Origin of the sequence: Neobacillus niacini, from assembly GCF_046591715.1 — a bacterium.
Classification (GTDB): domain Bacteria; phylum Bacillota; class Bacilli; order Bacillales; family Cytobacillaceae; genus Neobacillus; species Neobacillus niacini_L.
The window spans coordinates 390,192-404,715 of record NZ_JAWVNQ010000003.1; the positions used below are offsets into that span (position 1 = coordinate 390,192).

Annotated in this window: 17 protein-coding genes; 12 read left to right on the top strand and 5 right to left on the bottom strand. The window is 37.7% G+C overall.

The annotated features are described in order from the left end of the window. The first annotated feature begins 8 nt into the window (after nucleotides 1–8). Together SFC47_RS11865 and SFC47_RS11870 are read left to right on the top strand one after the other, a co-directional pair. The gene (locus SFC47_RS11865; protein WP_411254475.1) at nucleotides 9–836 is read left to right on the top strand and encodes a sulfurtransferase; all 828 of its coding nucleotides are present in this window, start codon (nucleotides 9–11) and stop codon (nucleotides 834–836) included. A gap of 58 nt (nucleotides 837–894) precedes the next feature. Beyond that, on the top strand, nucleotides 895–1,785 hold the full coding sequence (locus SFC47_RS11870) for a 5'-3' exonuclease (protein ID WP_411254476.1): 891 nt from the start codon (nucleotides 895–897) through the stop codon (nucleotides 1,783–1,785). Nucleotides 1,786–1,830: 45 nt separating this feature from the next. Here SFC47_RS11870 and sspL read toward each other — a convergent pair whose 3' ends face one another. Next, on the bottom strand, nucleotides 1,831–1,968 hold the full coding sequence (gene sspL / locus SFC47_RS11875; RefSeq protein ID WP_179159265.1) for a small, acid-soluble spore protein L: 138 nt from the start codon (nucleotides 1,966–1,968) through the stop codon (nucleotides 1,831–1,833). An 86-nt stretch (nucleotides 1,969–2,054) separates the two neighbouring features. Between sspL and SFC47_RS11880 the strand changes: the two genes are divergently transcribed. Together SFC47_RS11880 and SFC47_RS11885 are read left to right on the top strand one after the other, a co-directional pair. Next, complete coding sequence (locus SFC47_RS11880) at nucleotides 2,055–2,561, top strand: divergent PAP2 family protein (RefSeq protein ID WP_411254477.1); 507 nt, start codon at nucleotides 2,055–2,057, stop codon at nucleotides 2,559–2,561. A 15-nt stretch (nucleotides 2,562–2,576) separates the two neighbouring features. Next, the gene (locus SFC47_RS11885; protein ID WP_411254478.1) at nucleotides 2,577–2,858 is read left to right on the top strand and encodes a DUF6123 family protein; all 282 of its coding nucleotides are present in this window, start codon (nucleotides 2,577–2,579) and stop codon (nucleotides 2,856–2,858) included. Between the two features lie 33 nt (nucleotides 2,859–2,891). Here SFC47_RS11885 and SFC47_RS11890 read toward each other — a convergent pair whose 3' ends face one another. Then, on the bottom strand, nucleotides 2,892–3,812 hold the full coding sequence (locus SFC47_RS11890) for a DMT family transporter (protein ID WP_411254479.1): 921 nt from the start codon (nucleotides 3,810–3,812) through the stop codon (nucleotides 2,892–2,894). 5 nt (nucleotides 3,813–3,817) lie between these two features. Next, the gene (locus tag SFC47_RS11895; protein WP_411254480.1) at nucleotides 3,818–4,225 is read right to left on the bottom strand and encodes a reverse transcriptase-like protein; all 408 of its coding nucleotides are present in this window, start codon (nucleotides 4,223–4,225) and stop codon (nucleotides 3,818–3,820) included. Between the two features lie 194 nt (nucleotides 4,226–4,419). Here SFC47_RS11895 and SFC47_RS11900 point away from each other — a divergent pair, with 194 nt between their 5' ends. Next, entirely contained in the window at nucleotides 4,420–5,076 is a 657-nt protein-coding gene (locus tag SFC47_RS11900; RefSeq protein ID WP_411254481.1) for a ribonuclease H family protein, read from the top strand. 23 nt (nucleotides 5,077–5,099) lie between these two features. After that, nucleotides 5,100–5,285: a zinc-finger domain-containing protein gene (locus SFC47_RS11905; RefSeq protein WP_411254482.1), complete on the top strand. Its 186-nt coding sequence runs from the start codon at nucleotides 5,100–5,102 to the stop codon at nucleotides 5,283–5,285. Nucleotides 5,286–5,382: 97 nt separating this feature from the next. On the opposite strand, the gene cspD is transcribed toward SFC47_RS11905, so the two are convergent. Then, nucleotides 5,383–5,583 (bottom strand): cold-shock protein CspD, encoded by a 201-nt coding sequence (gene cspD / locus SFC47_RS11910; protein ID WP_026563856.1) that lies wholly within the window; start codon nucleotides 5,581–5,583, stop codon nucleotides 5,383–5,385. A gap of 272 nt (nucleotides 5,584–5,855) precedes the next feature. Here cspD and SFC47_RS11915 point away from each other — a divergent pair, with 272 nt between their 5' ends. Further along, nucleotides 5,856–6,137 (top strand): hypothetical protein, encoded by a 282-nt coding sequence (locus tag SFC47_RS11915; protein WP_411254483.1) that lies wholly within the window; start codon nucleotides 5,856–5,858, stop codon nucleotides 6,135–6,137. 100 nt (nucleotides 6,138–6,237) lie between these two features. Here SFC47_RS11915 and SFC47_RS11920 read toward each other — a convergent pair whose 3' ends face one another. Then, nucleotides 6,238–7,161 carry an ArsR/SmtB family transcription factor gene (locus SFC47_RS11920; RefSeq protein WP_411254484.1) on the bottom strand — a complete coding sequence of 308 codons (924 nt, stop codon included), beginning with the start codon at nucleotides 7,159–7,161 and terminating at the stop codon, nucleotides 6,238–6,240. Nucleotides 7,162–7,467: 306 nt separating this feature from the next. Between SFC47_RS11920 and SFC47_RS11925 the strand changes: the two genes are divergently transcribed. The 5 genes from SFC47_RS11925 (at nucleotide 7,468) to dgoD (ending at nucleotide 14,519) form a co-directional block, all read left to right on the top strand. Further along, the gene (locus SFC47_RS11925) at nucleotides 7,468–8,745 is read left to right on the top strand and encodes an ABC transporter substrate-binding protein (protein ID WP_411254485.1); all 1,278 of its coding nucleotides are present in this window, start codon (nucleotides 7,468–7,470) and stop codon (nucleotides 8,743–8,745) included. 69 nt (nucleotides 8,746–8,814) lie between these two features. Further along, complete coding sequence (locus SFC47_RS11930; RefSeq protein ID WP_411254486.1) at nucleotides 8,815–9,690, top strand: carbohydrate ABC transporter permease; 876 nt, start codon at nucleotides 8,815–8,817, stop codon at nucleotides 9,688–9,690. Nucleotides 9,691–9,719: 29 nt separating this feature from the next. Further along, nucleotides 9,720–10,553 (top strand): carbohydrate ABC transporter permease, encoded by an 834-nt coding sequence (locus SFC47_RS11935; protein ID WP_411254487.1) that lies wholly within the window; start codon nucleotides 9,720–9,722, stop codon nucleotides 10,551–10,553. Nucleotides 10,554–10,579: 26 nt separating this feature from the next. Further along, complete coding sequence (locus SFC47_RS11940; protein ID WP_411254488.1) at nucleotides 10,580–13,381, top strand: glycoside hydrolase family 2 protein; 2,802 nt, start codon at nucleotides 10,580–10,582, stop codon at nucleotides 13,379–13,381. Beyond that, the gene (gene dgoD / locus SFC47_RS11945) at nucleotides 13,371–14,519 is read left to right on the top strand and encodes a galactonate dehydratase (RefSeq protein ID WP_411254578.1); all 1,149 of its coding nucleotides are present in this window, start codon (nucleotides 13,371–13,373) and stop codon (nucleotides 14,517–14,519) included. Before SFC47_RS11940 ends, dgoD begins: the two co-directional genes overlap by 11 nt. Nucleotides 14,520–14,524 lie beyond the last annotated feature (5 nt).

Below are 14,524 nucleotides of genomic sequence, written 5' to 3' on the forward strand. Positions count from 1 at the left end.
GGATTTCTATGAATAATATTATTGAAAAGGAATGGCTGCTAAAAAATTTAAATAATCCACAAGTTCGTGTTGTGGATTGTTCATTTTCATTAGCAGACCCAAAGAAAGGCAGACAGGAATATGACCAAAAGCATATTCCTGGTGCCATCTATTTTGATCTTGAGAAAGATTTGTCGGGTGAAATTGGTGATCATGGCGGAAGACATCCGCTGCCAGACCTCGAAGAGTTTGTTCATAAACTGGAACAAGCTGGTATTAGTGAAAATTCAACAGTCATTGCATATGATCAGGGAGAAGGTGCGTGTGCAGCAAGATTCTGGTGGCTGCTGCAGTATCTTGGACATGAAAAGGTGTTTGTATTGGATGGAGGCTATAGAGGCTGGGAGGAAGGAAATTACCCAGTTACATCCGAAGTGCAGACCTTTAATAAAGCTGTCTTTCAGCCGATAATGAATCATGGTCTGATCGCTAGTATGGAGGAAGTAAGGACTATCGTGAATGGACAAGTTCCCTCTACAATCCTAATCGATTCCAGGGAGGAAAAAAGGTATTTAGGATTAGAAGAGCCAATAGATAAAAAGGCCGGCAGAATTCCTGGGGCAATGAATAAACCATGGTTTGAAGGGTTAAATGCAGGGTATTATCTGCCAGTTGAAGTTCAGAAGCAGCGTTTCAGAGACATTAATCCTGAAAACAATATTATTGTTTATTGTGGTTCAGGTGTTACAGCTGCACCCAATTTTCTAGCATTAAAGGCAGCAGGTTATAAAAAGGTAAAACTTTACTTGGGAAGTTTTAGCGATTGGATTTCCTATCCTGAAAACAAGATAGAGTAAGTTTTTATGTTATAATAGAAATCGTGTTATTTTTAACTCGATAGGAGGGTCCATATAAATGACTCAAAAACCTTCACTAATGCTAGTTGATGGTATGGCTTTATTATTTCGTGCTTTTTATGCTACGGCTGTTTCAGGCCAGTTTATGATAAATTCAAAAGGAATTCCGACGAATGGAATTCACGGATTCATTAAACATTTATTTACTGCAGTTTCTTCTTTTAAACCATCACATGTGGCAGTTTGCTGGGATATGGGAAGTAAAACATTCCGTTCTGAGTTATTTGATGCATATAAAGGGAATCGCGGTGAAGCACCAATCGAATTAATTCCTCAATTTGATTTAGTAAAAGAGGTAGTGGCGGCTTTTGACATTCCTAACATTGGTTTAGCGGGCTATGAAGCAGATGACTGTATTGGTACGATTGCTTATCAGGCTAGAGAACAGGCGCATGTTTCGATCCTGACAGGTGACCAAGATATTCTTCAGCTTCTTGATGAAAGCATTTCAGTGATACTTTTGAAAAAAGGCTATGGAAACTATCTTGTGCATACACCAGATACTTTCTTTGAAGAAAAAGGCATTAAACCTCGTCAAATGATCGATCTAAAAGCATTAATGGGGGATCCTAGTGATAATTACCCTGGAGTTAAGGGAATCGGAGAGAAGACCGCTCTAAAGCTTCTAAAGGAATTTGAACATGTCGAGGGGATTATTTCGAATCTTGATCGTCTTTCTAAGTCTCATAAAACGAAAATTGAACAGGATTTAGAAATGCTCCATTTGTCACGCAAGCTTGCGGAAATTAAATGTGATGTTCCAGTTAACTGTGACCTCATGCAGGCTGGACTTAAAATTGAAAAGAACAAAGCATTAGACAAATTAAATGAATTAGAACTTCGCGGCTTGCACCGTCTGCTTCCGCTTGAAGCTTCTTTTATCTCTTAATATGCGAGGCTGTCCTAAAAAATAGGGCAGCCTCTTTCAATGGAATTATTTTGTATTTTTTTTCTTTTGTGCATTTTCTAATTTGCTTTTTGGTTCCTCAGCAAACTCAGCATCTTGACCATATCCTTGTGGATTAACACCAGGAGCTTTTACACCGCGATTAGCATGACCATTTTTGCTCATCCTTCTCACCTCCCATATTTTTTAGTATTTCCACACGGAATAATAAAACTCAACTTTCTAAACAATAAAGATAAGAGGTGATAAAAATGAACAAAGGTGTTTATTTAGCTCTTTCCAGTATTGCTTTAGCACAGGGCTTAAAGATTCCCATTCATTATTATAAAAAGAAAGAATGGCGCCCGGACCTCTTCTTCCAAACAGGCGGGATGCCAAGCTCCCACTCAGCGGGAGTTTCAACCTTAACCACATATATTGCCCTGCAGCGAGGGCTGCCTACTTTCGATTTTGCTTTATCGCTTGTTTATGGGTTAATTGTCATGTATGACGCACAAGGAATCCGCCGGCAGACTGGTGAATTAACTTTAAAAGTTAACTCCATGCATGATTTAATGGAAAAAGTAGATAAAGAAGAAAGTGTAGAATTTGAACAAGAATCTCCAAAAAAGTTAAAGGAAATGTTAGGACATCAGCCTGAAGAAGTAATAGGCGGTGCCGTTCTTGGGGCATTAGTCGGAGTAATTGGGCATTTATGTACAAAAAATAGTAGAAAATTGTCGAAATTTAAGTTAAAATCTGATAGTAGATGGTTTTAGATTGCTTGGAGAGGGATGGAGAAGCCAGTGCGAACAGTTGATGAGTACTTGCACTACCTAGAAGGAAAAGGATTTCAATTTCAAGAGGATGCAATTGGGTTTATTTATTTCGGGAAACACTATACAAGTGCTTCCGATGAATTGATTAATTCTGCGATAGAGATCACACTAAAAGCCCAGAAAACTTTTGATGGAAGCTTTTATGTGTCATTATTAGAAACCCTTGTTTCGAGCAAGATACAAACAAGAAATGCTGCCTTGAAGTTCGTTAAAGAAAGAGAACTAGTGGCCATTTAAACAAAAATCCTCCCAGAACGGGAGGATTTTTGTTTAACCTTGAAAGCTCTTGTTTTTTCTGAATAATGGTATTTTATTTGCGGGAAGCTCTGCAAAAATCATCCCAGCAAAGATTAAGATACAGCCGAATAAAGCACTATAAGATAAACGTTCAAAAGCCCAGTAATAGCCTGCAATAGCTGCAAAAACGGGTTCCATGGCAAAGATCAATGCCACCCTGGTTGCAGTTGTATATTTTTGAAAGTTTGTTTGAATCAAAAAGGCCAAGGCTGTCGCAAACACGCTTGTAATAACCAAGGCAATAATGACATCTTCAGATAGCAGGATATCTGCATTAAAAGATAACCGCCAATCTTCAAAGAAAAAAGCGGAAAGAATAGATAAAATTGCGACAGTGGAAATCTGAATCACTGTTAATAGCAGGGTTGGATATTGACTAGAGAATTTTCCTGTGAAAATAATATGCAAGGCGAAGCTGATGGCACAGATAAATACGAGGCCGTCACCAATATTTAAGGAAGAAACGTCTGTCATAGTAAGCAGAAATAAACCAATTGTTGCGACCAAAACACCGGCAACTGCATTCCTCGAAGGAAATTGTCTTAACAAAAACATCGAAAAGAGTGGAACAAAAACAACACTCAACCCCGTTATGAAGCCTGCTTTAGAAGTGGTTGTGTATAATAGTCCAATGGTTTGGGTTGCATACCCAAGAAATAGCCAAAAACCTATAAAAACACCTGAGGCAGCCATTCTTAGGTTTAGATATGCAAGCTGTTTGCGTTCAAAGATTACGAGCCATAATATGAGCAAAACTGCGGCCGCTAGAAAACGAATTCCGTTAAAGGAAAACGGTTCGAGCAAGCCAATCGCATTTTGAACAAGTACAAATGTTGTTCCCCAGATAAATGTAACAAAAAGTAAACTAATATCAGCAAAAATCGGCTTTTTCATGAAGATTACTCTTCCTCCAATCTATTCTTTCGGATAGCCAAACGAGCTAATTCGTCTGCCGCTTTGTTTTCAATACTAGGAATCCACTTCATAAAAAATAAATCAAATTGTGCTGTTAACTCTAATGCTTTTTCCAAAAGGGGAGCATAAATTTTATTTTTTACAAATTCTTTCTCCACGGCTTTATTGACTAGTTCAGAATCAGTTCGAAAGGATACCACACTATGGGCATACCCTTTCTCTAAGCAAATTTCGAGTGCTTTAATAAAGGCGTAATACTCTGCCTCGTGATTAGACATCATTCCGAGCGGGATTGAAAATTTTTCGGCAGTTCCATTCCCTTTTATAAAAATTCCGGCACCGCTTGGTCCTGGGTTACCAGCACTGGCTCCGTCAATGTAAACTTCAATCAAAGTACACCCTCCTGTTTCATAATAATTGAAAGTTTATCATAATCTAACACAAAACGCAGGAAATATATTTTTCCTATTTCTACTTTGTGGAAGTGGGTATGCTAAGACTAGATGTTTAGTCATATTGTAAGAAAGTGCCAAACATAAATTCTTTCTTTTCAACTCAGAATTTTTTTAAAGAAAGGTTGAAAATCATGAAATACAAACTGGAATGGAACTATAAAACAGGAAAAAGTGAAAAAATACAATTTACCTCTGATTGGATTTCTACGGAATTGGCTATACAAGCTGGTGAAGAGCTTGAAAAACTAGGGAAGGCAAGTGACATCTACTTTTATGATGAAGCAGGTACATCTTGGATCTTAAAGGAACTGAAAAAGCTGGTTACTGAGATTGAGGATGATCCTCATGAAATCACTGTCTATTTTGATGGCGGATTTCAAAAGGAAACAAACACAGCGGGTCTTGGTGTGGTTATCTTTTTTAAACAAGGGAAAAAGAAATATCGAATTAGAGCGAATGAAGTGTTCGATGAATTGGAAACAAACAATGAAGCGGAATATGCAGCTTTTTATTATTCATTAACGCTTTTAGAGGAATTAGGCGTTCATCATCTGCCTTGTGAATTTAAAGGGGACTCACAGGTGGTCTTAAAGCAGCTTGAAGGGGAATGGCCATGCTATGAGGATGTACTGAATGCGTGGCTGGACAGGATAGAGGAAAAAATAAAGGCGCTATCGCTAACACCAAAGTTCACACCGATTCCAAGAAATGATAATAAAGAAGCAGATAAATTGGCTACTCAGGCGTTGGAGGGGAAGGAGATCTTTGCTAAGACGCAAATAATTTAAGAAACGGGGGTGCCTAAAGACTCGTGAAAAATACAAGCAGAAAAGAATTGTTTTATCATGTTGAATCCCTGCTGGGACAATATTGTAATGGCTGTTTTGTCCATCAACAGTTTAAACGAGAGGGTGGCAGGAGGTTTGCACATCGGTTTTGTATTTCACAATGCACCGTAGGGGAAAAACTTCAGGAATATGGAAAAAAGCTGACATAATGGTTCGTTTAGTACTAATAAGTCTATTTTCAAAAAGGCACAAAGTGAACACGAAAAAAGGCTGACGGTATTCGCCAGCCTTTGGTTTGTCGTTAGATTAAAGTTTTACTACGTTAGCAGCTTGTGGTCCGCGGTTTCCTTCAACGATTTCGAAAGAAACTTCTTGGCCTTCTTCTAAAGACTTGAAGCCTTCGCCAGTAATAGCGCTGAAATGTACGAATACATCGTCTCCGCCTTCAACTTCGATAAAACCAAAACCTTTTTCATTGTTGAACCATTTTACTTTACCGTTTTGCATTTACTATTTCCTCCTAAGCCTTTCGAGACACTTTCTTAGTGCCAAAGATAAATATTATCATGTACATAAAGATAATATTATTACTATTCAATTAATGATACATGACGCTTTAAATATACATGAATATTTTTGGGCAGTCAAGGTAAGTAAGCGCTTTTTTACCCAGTAAATCGTATTTTCATGCAAACATTAAAAATTAATAAATCTATCTGAACATAAATTTTTATCAGCCTCATATTCTTATAAAAATGGTTGATAAAGGGTGATGAGGAATGTACCGATTTTCGATTGAGGGAGATGAATGGATTTTAAGATTCTCACCGCAACTCTTCATTGAAGCTGAAGAAAAACAAGTTGTTTTGATGTCATTGCTTCAAATCGGAAATGATTTATCCTCTTATTCACATGGTGATGCCTTTCTCATGTTCACGAAGAAAATTGGTGCCATTGTTTTTGATGTTGAAAGGATCCCATCATTTATTTTGACTGTATCGAATATCATTCCTGAAGAAAATTGGTATATGCAGGATTCAACCTTAAAACTAATTCAATAATACAGCTAGATGGCGGTCATAGTTACCGCTTTTTTTTATTTCTAAATAAGCAGCCGCATCATCTTAAATCAATGATGCGGCCGCTCTTTTTGGGATTCATTTATTCATGGTCTCTTTTAAAATGCTTAATGGTCATGACAATATCTTGTTCATAATTTCCGAATTTTGACCCAAATAAGTTCATTCCACCTTTATTGTTTGCGTCTTTTTTTACGCCTAATTTTAAAGAAATAAAAGGTTTTTCCAGTAATTTTAGTTGATCGATCCCTATATCCGATATTTTTACATCGTCAATAAAACTAGCAGTTCTCGTAATGGTCCAATTTTTTAAAAGCCCAAATTGGGTATTTTTTGTTCCCCACCACGAAGGTGTTAAATATCCTCTCTCGCCTCCGAAATCTCCAGGACTTGTCCACATTCCTATCTCTACCCCATTGACCCAGCAGGTAATATCAGATGGCCAATCCAGTTTGTGATAAGGTGCCTCAGAGCAAATTTCCATAGAAAAGTTCAATTCTTCCACTTTAGAACCGTATGGGATTCGATTTGGAAAATGATATTCAACAAAACCTGATTTAAAATATAGAAGCTGGGCAAGTTTTCTCTCAGGTTCATAGAATGAACGGACATCATCCTGGGGATGAATGATGCCTGTATCACTTAATAAACCGCATGTTGGCTCAATGTCAACGCTTACAAACTCACCGATCGGCATTTTAATAGAAATAATGTTCTCTTCTTCCGTTTCATCTTCTGTCAAATTAATAATGATACGGTCGTATCTTTTTGAATTTACCTTTTGAGTGCCGCGTCCTGGAACAATTTCCGTCGTAATTAGTTCCGCATCCTCTAGTTTTTTTACATTTACAGCAGCCGTTGAAAAGGGAATCCCGATTTTTTCTGATAAGTCATTAACGTTCATGGGTCCTTCGCTTAATATTCGAAGAATTTTCATTCGGTGCTCATGGGCCAGGGTCTTACAAATTTCAATGGCTTCCTCTAAGGTTACGTGCAGTGTTCTCATATAATAATCTCCCTTTGTTACAAGTAACTTTGTGATAAAAAGTATCGACTTTTGTTTTGTTATATGTTTTATTGTAACAATTAATTTAATAATAATACGTTTGTAAATAATATACAAGTACTTGGTAATTTATAGCGGAATGCTGATGTTATAGGGGGGGTGATAGGATGAAAATAGAAATTGATTAAGTTAGAAAAAAATAAAGTTTAAATAAAAAACTTTTTATTTTATTAATACTTGCTATATAACATATAAACATGTAATAATAACTCTTGTAATTATAGGTTATAAGAGGAGGCTGTTTTGATGAAAAAGGTAAGCGTATTCATGTTAATACTTGTTTTAGCGTTTGGACTTATCGCGTGCTCTGGTGGAGGGAAAGAGGAAACTTCTTCAAGTGAGGAAAGTGGTGTAACGAAACTGACTTTTTGGGCTCCATTAAGCGGTGGAGACGGGGATTTTATGAAAGAGTTAGTAAATAAATTCAACGAAGAAAACAAAGATGTGAAAGTGGAACTTTTAAACTTAAAAGCAGAAGAATACTATACAAAAATTAGAACATCTGTCACATCACAGCAGGCACCCGATGTAGCTTTAGCTCATGCATCTAAACTAGCTGAACTGCAGTCTGCTAATTTAATAGAAAGCATTGAGAAGCCTTCAGCGGATGCTAAGATCGATTGGAACACTTTTAGTGAAAATATTGTCAACGCAACAATTATTGATGATGAACATTATGCTGTACCGTTAGATACTCATGCATTGATTATGTTTGCCAATAAAAAAATCCTTGATGAAGCTGGGTTACTAGATGCAGATGGCAAGCCATCAATTGAACAAGGTGCAGAAGGATTTGTAGAATTCTTAAAACAAGTAAAGAAAAATTCACCAGCTGGTACGTTCCCATTATCTGCAACATCGAATGGTGATTCACCACTGCGTATGTGGTGGACATTCTACAGCCAGCTGGGAGGAGAGATGTTAAATAAAGATGGCACAAAAGCTGCTTTTAATAATGAGAAATCATTAGAAGCATTAAATCTATTAAATGAAATGATTGAAGGCGAATTATGGCCAAAAAATATTAAAAACGGCGGAGAATTGTTTACTGCCCAAAAAGCGGCGATTCACATGAATGGTGTTTGGATGACAGGTGCATTAGAACAAAATAAAGATCTTGAGTTTGTAGCTTTGCCAATTCCACAATTATTTGATCAAGCAGCTACATGGGGAGACTCACATTTATTTGTTATTCCAAAACAAGAAAAACAAAGTGATGAGAAAAAGACTGCCAGCTTAACATTTGCAAATTGGATTACTGAACATTCAGCTTCTTGGGCAAAAGCAGGTCATGTTCCTAGTAAACCGGCAATCTTAGAATCTCCTGAGTTTAAAGAATTAGAATATAGAAGTGACTATGCTGAAATTGGTGACTACGTTTCTTATATGCCTAACTCTCCAAAACTATCAGCAATTAATGATGTCCTTAAAAAGCATTTGAACCTATTTATGAATGGCCAATCCAAGGCTAGTGACACACTTGAGAATGCAGAAAAAGAAGTGAACGCTTTATTAAGTAAATAAAAAAATAATAGAGGTTCTCGATTTAATAAAAAGTCGAGAACCTCTATTAAATAAAGGGAGGTAACACCCGTGAAGTTTCAATTCTTTAGGGGCGATAATTTGAAAGCCTATTTATTCTTAGCCCCTTTTTTAATCGTTTATAGTTTATTTATGCTTTATCCGATCGTTAAAGGTTTCATTATAAGCTTGCATGATTGGACATTAGGGATGGATTCAACCTTTGTAGGATTCAAAAATTACCTTACGATGTTCAAGGACAATTACTTTTGGGAAGCTCTAGGAAATACTATCCTTTTTGTTTTAATTTCAACGCCTGCACTCATTTTCGTTGGTTTGGGAATCGCGTTGCTGGTTAATGCAGGGTTAAAAGGAACTACCTTTCTTCGCTCTGTCTTTTTCCTTCCCTATGTTCTATCAATTTCGGTAATCGCTAGCATCTGGGTATTTATATTACAGCCTTATACAGGTTTATTAAATACTTTTCTCCATAAGATGGGAGTCGTTGAAGAAATCTTTTGGCTTGGGGATGAAAATCTTGCTTGGGTATCTATCTTATTAGCAACAATTTGGTGGACAGTTGGGTTTAACATGGTCTTATTTCTTGCAGGTCTACAGGAAATCCCGGATGAATATTATGAGGCAGCAAAAATGGATGGAGCTAATTCTTGGAAACAATTCATTTCAATTACTCTGCCTTCATTAAAGGGTGTAATGCTATTAACAGTGGTATTACAAACTATCAATTCATTTAAATTATTTGGTCAGCCCTATTTGATGACAAATGGTGGACCTGGTACAGAAACAAGAGCATTAGTTCAATATATTTATGAAAAAGGCTTTATTGAACAACAAATGGGGGTAGCATCCTCAATGTCTTATGTTCTTTTCGCAATAACCATCGTTTTTGCATTCATTCAATTTAAATTCTTTCAAAATAAAGACTGATATTTGTACTTGGGAAGGAGAGGAAAACTGTGGCATCTGTCAAAAAGAAGACAACTACGAGTAGAAAGTTATTGCATCTCTTCGGCTATCTATTTGTATTCATATGGTTAATTCCTGTGTTATGGATGTTTATGACAGCATTAAAACCAGGAGGAACCGCCGTTACCGTCATTAGTGAGTTAATAAAAGCGCCATTTACCTTAGATAATTATAGTTATGTGCTAAATAATGCATCTATATGGAGATGGACATGGAATAGTTTATATGTAGCAATCGTAACAACGGTAGTAACCATTGTATTAACATCACTCGCAGCTTTTGCTTTATCACGTTTAAAATTTATTGGGAAGAACTTTATCTTTTGGCTGATTATTGGTGGTTTAATGGTTCCGGTTGAAGCGAAGATTATCCCTTTATTTCAAATTATGATGGACTTTGGTTTGATTAACAGCTATAGTGCCCTTATTTTACCAGGATTAGCAGCCCCGCTAGGTGTTTTTATCATGAAGCAATTCTATGATGGAATACCAAACGAGCTGGTAGAAGCAGCAAAAATAGATGGAGCTGGTACGTTAAGAATCTTTTGGAGCATCTTCTTACCGTTGTCACGTTCATCAATGGCTGCACTAGGAATCTTTACCTTTATTACTTCCTGGAATAATTTCTTATGGCCATTCCTGGCAGTAAATGAAGAGAAAATGATGACTCTGCCGGTTGGTATCCCTACCTTTCAAAGTGCTTACACAGCAGAATTAATGATACCGATGGCAGCGAATGTTCTAGCGAGCTTACCGGCTATTATCGTGTTCATATTCTTCCAAAAGCATATTATTAAAGGAATTACGATGACTGGAATAAAGTAAGTAAATCTATAAAAGGGTGGAACAGCATGCGGAAAACTTATTCTTTAGATGGAAGTTGGAATTTTAGTATTGATCCAAAAAATATAGGTGAACTGGAGTCTTGGTATACAGGCAATATTCCAAATGCTCGAAGTGTTGAAGTTCCACATATTTGGCAGCGTGAAGGTGGTCAACTTGTTTCATATAACGGTGCGGCTTGGTATGACAGACAAGTGAAAATAAATTCAAATGAACACCGTGATTATTATTTGTGTTTTGGTGCCGTCGATTATTCATGCCGAGTGTGGTGGAATGGTCAATATATAGGAGAACATGAGGGTGGATTTACACCATTTGAATTTTTTATAGATTCATCCCTTATCCAAGAAGACAATCACTTGGCTATTCGGGTATATGATTATGAAGCAAATGCAGAAATTCCAATTGGCAAACAGGGCAGCTGGTATACGCGTGTCAGCGGGATTTGGCAATCTGTAACAATAGAGGAGCGTGCAAGGACATTTATCTCGAACGTATTGGTAACACCGGATATTGATCAGGGTAGTCTAGAAATCAGTTCATTTGTTGCTGGTGAGATCACTGAACATACCGTTATGAACTTTGTTATTAATGGCCATTCTCTTCGTGAAGACCAATGGGGAGAAGATGAGAGTTATTCAGGAACTCTAGAATTGGTGGATGCAACTCTTCCAATTTTTCAAGAAGCAGCAAACTTGACTCATTTTAAAACGAAAATAAATGTACCAGATATGAAAAAATGGTCACCAGCAACACCTTATCTTTACGAAATAGAAGTTACGTTAGTTTCAGAGGGAATAGTAGATTCGTATCAAACTACATTTGGGTACCGAAAAGTTGAGCAAAAGAATGGCCGGATCTATCTGAATAATGAGCCGATGTACATAAGAGGGGCATTAGATCAGGCGTTTTATCCGGATACGATTTATGCGGTACCGTCTGTTGAGTACATTCAAAAAGAATTAAAAGCAGCGAAGGATATGGGATTTAATCTGCTCCGTAAACATATTAAAGCAGAGCTGCCGCTTTATTTATACTGGGCAGACAGGCTTGGAATGTTAATCTGGGCAGAGCCGCCAAATTATGTGAAATGGACGGCAACAGCACAAAAGCGTTTTGTGAAACTACTAAATGAAATGATGGTAAGAGATTACAATCATCCTTCTATTATTATTTGGTCCATCTACAATGAAGAATGGGGATTAGAGTGGGACCTTGAGTTTGATAAAGAAAAACAAGAGCATGTTGCCAAACTATTTGATGAAGTAAAAAGTTGGGATTACACAAGATTGTATTGTGACAATAGCGGCTGGACTCATGTTAAAACAGATATCAATGATCACCATCGCTATTTTGCTTTACCTGAACAAATCAAAGAATGGGAAAATGATCTTGATGAATATGTGATTGGTCAGCGTGAACGGAATTTTGTTACTGGATTTAAGTCCAATGGAGAGCCGCTTCTTGTATCAGAATTCGGAATGTGGGGATTACCAAGTATAGAGAAACTACGGGATTATTATAAAGGGAAAGAGCCATGGTGGTTTGTGAATCAAGGAGATGGCACCCATCAAGATGATTATAAAAAGCCAACAACAGCATTGTCTAACCATTCAAAATTTGGAATTCAAGAGGCATTGGGTGATTTAGACAGCTTATCTGTAATCTCGCAGAAAAGGATGTTTAGAGGTGTTAAATCATTAATTGAAGAAATGAGAAAGCGCCCAGAAATTGCTGGGTATGTTGTCACAGAGTTCACGGATATCGAATGGGAAACAAATGGCTGGCTGGATTTTATGAGAGAGCCTAAAGAAGAATTTACTAGATTGGTAGATTTTAACGGTCCTACTTGTATTTTAGCTGACAGTTCAGATAAGAATCTTTGGTCAGGGGAATCTGCAAAATTTGAGATCGTAGTGGTTGATGACTTAGCACATTTAAATGACATCAGTATTAAATGGGAATTTTTTAATGAACATCAAGAACCCTATGAGAATTTAACTGGCGAAATTCATTTTAATATGGACTTAAAAACATATTGGAAAACTGAAGGTGCAATTACGATTACGGTTCCTGAGGTCGAGCGCTCAGAGTTCGCAAAACTAAACCTAATGCTAGTGTCCAATGGAGAAGTTATTGCTTCAAATGTGGAGGAATTCACATTTACCAATAAAAATGCTATACAAAGGCCTGACTCAAGCGTTTATGTTCATCATTTGCCGCAGGAATTCTCAAAGCAATTGGTGAAAAACGGCATAAGTGTAACGAATGAGCTTAATAAAGATGGAATCGTTGTTACAGATTACCTGGATGAAAAAATTCTTACACATATTCATAAAGGTGGTCATGCAATTTTCTTAGCAGAGGCAGGAGATCATTTAGTGGAAAATGGTCATTATCCTTTCCGTCAGCTGCCTCCAGGTGAAAGCTGGCCGCGAGCATCATCTATGAACTATATAAACACTGAGTGGTTTAATGGTGTACCCCTTCATCCTGAAGTTGGCTGGGAAGGTTCTGAGTTGTTCCCGGAGTATGTAATCCCGTTTGCTGATTACAAAAAAGAGGGGACGAAGCGAACGATAAACATGTTTGGCAGTCCTAGACTTGCAGAGGAATCTACTGTTTTAGCGGGGTATTTCCAAGGGTGGCTAGGACAAAATGGAGGTTCAATTGTCCACCATCGAGACGGATTAGGTTCGGTTCTTATCGTTACTTGGAAGTTAATCAATCAATATGGAAAACATCCAATCGCAACTCAAATATTAAACAAATTGATAATGAAGGTAAAGGGTGATCATGATGAAAATTAAAAGTATAGAATTATTTAAGGTACCGCCACGCTGGTTATTTCTTAAAGTGATGACCGACGATGGACTTGTTGGCTGGGGGGAACCTGTAGTTGAAGGGCGTGCTGATACGGTAAAAACAGCGGTTGAAGAGTTAAGCAGCTATATCATTGGACAAGATCCAATGAGAATTGAAGACTTATGGCAAGTAATGTACCGTGCCGGTTTCTACAGAGGCGGTCCAATTCTAACTAGTGCCATTTCAGGGATCGAGCAGGCATTATGGGATATTAAAGGGAAATTTTATAACGCGCCTGTCTACGATTTACTAGGCGGGGCAAGCCGAGACAAAATCCGAGTCTATAATTGGATTGGCGGAGATCGTCCCAGCGATGTCAGGGAAGCGGCACTTCAGCAAATCGCTGCAGGCTTTACTGCAGTAAAAATGAATGCATCTGAAGAATTACATTATATTGATTCCTTTTCTAAGGTTGAAAAGGTTATTGAACGAATTGCGACTGTCCGTGAAGTTGGCGGCAGTGACTTTGGAATTGGCATCGATTTTCACGGACGCGTTCATAAATCGATGGCAAAAATTCTTGCGAAAGAACTTGACCCGTATCGTCCAATGTTCATTGAGGAACCGGTACTTCCTGAAAATAATGAAGCATTAAAAGAAATTGCGCGTTATACGTCTGCACCGATTGCTACAGGTGAAAGAATGTATACTCGCTGGGGATTTAAGGATCTTTTACAACAAGGGATTGTAGACATTATTCAACCAGACGTCTCACATGCCGGCGGCATACTAGAAACAAGAAAAATTGCTGCGATGGCTGAAGCTTATGATGTAGCATTGGCACCACATTGCCCATTAGGTCCGATTGCACTTGCTTCTTGTCTGCAAGTGGACGCGTGTTCACCAAATGCTTTTATCCAAGAACAAAGTTTAGGGATTCACTATAACAAAGGAAATGACATATTAGACTATATCTTGAACCCTCAGACATTTGAATATCAGGATGGATTTGTATCCCTGCCAAAAGGTCCTGGTCTAGGTGTTGAGGTGAATGAAGAGAAAGTTCGAGAAGCGGCAAAGATTGGTCATACTTGGAAAAACCCAGTTTGGCGTAATGAAGACGGAACGGTTGCAGAGTGGTGAGAAAA

What these genes read in the sequence shown, in the direction of transcription:
- SFC47_RS11865 (WP_411254475.1), top strand. Translation starts at nt 9, where the DNA reads ATGAATAATATTATTGAAAAGGAATGGCTGCTAAAAAATTTAAATAAT.
- SFC47_RS11870 (WP_411254476.1), top strand. Translation starts at nt 895, where the DNA reads ATGACTCAAAAACCTTCACTAATGCTAGTTGATGGTATGGCTTTATTA.
- sspL (WP_179159265.1), bottom strand. Translation starts at nt 1,968, where the DNA reads ATGAGCAAAAATGGTCATGCTAATCGCGGTGTAAAAGCTCCTGGTGTT.
- SFC47_RS11880 (WP_411254477.1), top strand. Translation starts at nt 2,055, where the DNA reads ATGAACAAAGGTGTTTATTTAGCTCTTTCCAGTATTGCTTTAGCACAG.
- SFC47_RS11885 (WP_411254478.1), top strand. Translation starts at nt 2,577, where the DNA reads ATGGAGAAGCCAGTGCGAACAGTTGATGAGTACTTGCACTACCTAGAA.
- SFC47_RS11890 (WP_411254479.1), bottom strand. Translation starts at nt 3,812, where the DNA reads ATGAAAAAGCCGATTTTTGCTGATATTAGTTTACTTTTTGTTACATTT.
- SFC47_RS11900 (WP_411254481.1), top strand. Translation starts at nt 4,420, where the DNA reads ATGAAATACAAACTGGAATGGAACTATAAAACAGGAAAAAGTGAAAAA.
- cspD (WP_026563856.1), bottom strand. Translation starts at nt 5,583, where the DNA reads ATGCAAAACGGTAAAGTAAAATGGTTCAACAATGAAAAAGGTTTTGGT.
- SFC47_RS11915 (WP_411254483.1), top strand. Translation starts at nt 5,856, where the DNA reads ATGTACCGATTTTCGATTGAGGGAGATGAATGGATTTTAAGATTCTCA.
- SFC47_RS11920 (WP_411254484.1), bottom strand. Translation starts at nt 7,161, where the DNA reads ATGAGAACACTGCACGTAACCTTAGAGGAAGCCATTGAAATTTGTAAG.
- SFC47_RS11925 (WP_411254485.1), top strand. Translation starts at nt 7,468, where the DNA reads ATGAAAAAGGTAAGCGTATTCATGTTAATACTTGTTTTAGCGTTTGGA.
- SFC47_RS11940 (WP_411254488.1), top strand. Translation starts at nt 10,580, where the DNA reads ATGCGGAAAACTTATTCTTTAGATGGAAGTTGGAATTTTAGTATTGAT.
- dgoD (WP_411254578.1), top strand. Translation starts at nt 13,371, where the DNA reads ATGAAAATTAAAAGTATAGAATTATTTAAGGTACCGCCACGCTGGTTA.